2 protein-coding genes are annotated in these 1,867 nt (G+C 62.8%); one reads left to right on the top strand and one right to left on the bottom strand.

Annotated features, from left to right (window positions below; all coding sequences use genetic code 11):
* Positions 1–1,120, top strand: a 1,120-nt coding sequence (locus WCB02_RS38225; RefSeq protein ID WP_423967285.1) for an ATP-binding protein, incomplete at its 5' end; no start/stop codon positions are given.
* A gap of 19 nt (positions 1,121–1,139) precedes the next feature.
* Here WCB02_RS38225 and WCB02_RS38220 read toward each other — a convergent pair.
* On the bottom strand, positions 1,140–1,867 hold a 728-nt coding region (locus WCB02_RS38220; RefSeq protein WP_423967283.1), incomplete at its 5' end, for a KUP/HAK/KT family potassium transporter.

Here is a 1,867-nt window from a genome sequence, read left to right as displayed (position 1 = left end):
GCTCACCGGCGGCGTCGCCCATGATTTCAACAATCTGCTCACGGTGATCAGGTCGTCGGCTGATCTGCTGCGGCGACGGGACCTGCCAGCGGACCGGATGCGGCGATATGTCGATGCCATCTCCGATACCGCCGACCGCGCGGCAAAATTGACCGGACAGCTTTTGACGTTTGCCCGCCGCCAGGCGCTCAGCCGTCAGGTCTTTGACGTCGCCGATCAGCTGGATCGCATTGCCGACATGCTCAGGACGGTGCTGGGATCGACGGCCGTGATGCAACTGGATGTCGCCGAACGGCCGCTTCCGGTCGAAGCCGACGTCAACCAGTTCGAGACCGCGCTTGTCAATCTCGTCGCCAACGCCAGGGACGCGATGGAGGATGGCCGAGGATCGCTGACGATCCGCGCCGCGAAATTGCAGGCCAATCCAGGCCGCCATGCGGTCGATGAATTTGTCACGGTCTCTGTAGGCGATAACGGTTGCGGCATCCCCTCCGATCAGATTGATCGTATCTTCGAGCCCTTCTTCACGACCAAGGAAATCGGCCGTGGCACCGGGCTTGGTCTTTCCCAGGTCTATGGTTTCGCCCATCAGTCCGGAGGCACCGTCAGGGTCGAGAGCGAGGTCGGCCGCGGTACGACGCTGACGCTTCGTTTGCCGCTCAGCTCCAAGCCGATCCGGGCGCAGCGCGGAAATTCCGGCAAGCCCGCGGATACGACGGAGCGCGGCAACGTGCTGGTTGTCGAGGACAATGCAGAAGTGGGCGAGTTCTCGACGCAGCTGCTGCGCGATCTCGGCTACCAGACGGTGCTTGCGCGCAATGCCCAGGAGGCCCTGAAGCTGCTCGACGAGGATGCCGGTCGCTTCGACATCGTACTGAGCGACGTCGTGATGCCCGGGATCGACGGCGTCGCGTTGGGCAGGGAAGTCCGCCGCCGTCTGCCGCATTTGCCGTTCGTGCTGAACAGCGGCTACAGCCATGTGCTGGCCGATGACGAAAGCCACGGCTTCGAGCTGATCCACAAGCCGTATTCCGTGGAGGAACTGTCAAGGGTGCTGCGCCGCGCGATGGCTCATGCCAATCGGACGCAGATTCAGGACAAGACGGGCTCGGATTCCTAAAGCAGCAATCGGGACGTGCTCATCGCACCCTGACCGGCATGATCTCGGCCGATAACTGCACCTCGTCGCCGAGGTGATAGGCGTAGTAGGCTGGGCGCGAGACCTGACGCAGGAACACAAACAGGCGAAACCGCAAGCGCCTGAAAGCCGTCATATGCCGCGCGGGCAGCAGGTTCTCATGCGAGACATGGACGATCCATTGGCTTGGATGTGCGGGCAGGTCGATCTCCTTGTGCTGCGCCAGGTTTTCGAGGTAGCGCTCGACATTCGGCTCTTCCATGAAGCCGAAGCGCAGTTCGACGCTGATGACGCTGCCGCGATCCTTGTCCCGTTCGAAGACCGTGATGTGATAGCGCTTGTCGTGAACGTAGGGGACTTTCGGATGGGTGACCTCGACCAGGATGAGGTTGCGCGGCAGAACACCGTAACGCTCGAGCAGCAGGTTGACCAGGGCCGGCGCGCGGTCGTCGGGGTGGCGCAGGGGATTCGGGGCCATGAGCAGCGCGTTGCGTTCGATGAACGACGTGCTCGATCGGTGAATCTTCACAAGCTCGGCCATTGTCATGGTGGACCGTGCGGCGTAGGCCGCAAAGGTGGCCTTGCGGCCCCAACGCCATGTCGCCATGACCAGAAACGCCGCGACGCCGGCCGATAGCGGAACGAAGCCGCCCTCGAGGAATTTGATCGAGCTGCCGACGAGAAAGGCGCCGTTGAGCGCCGTCATCGGCCCCCAAACCAGTGCGGTCC

It is taken from the genome of Bradyrhizobium sp. (assembly GCF_049581145.1).
Taxonomy (GTDB): domain Bacteria; phylum Pseudomonadota; class Alphaproteobacteria; order Rhizobiales; family Xanthobacteraceae; genus Bradyrhizobium.
This window is presented reverse-complemented; position numbering and strand designations above follow the sequence as displayed.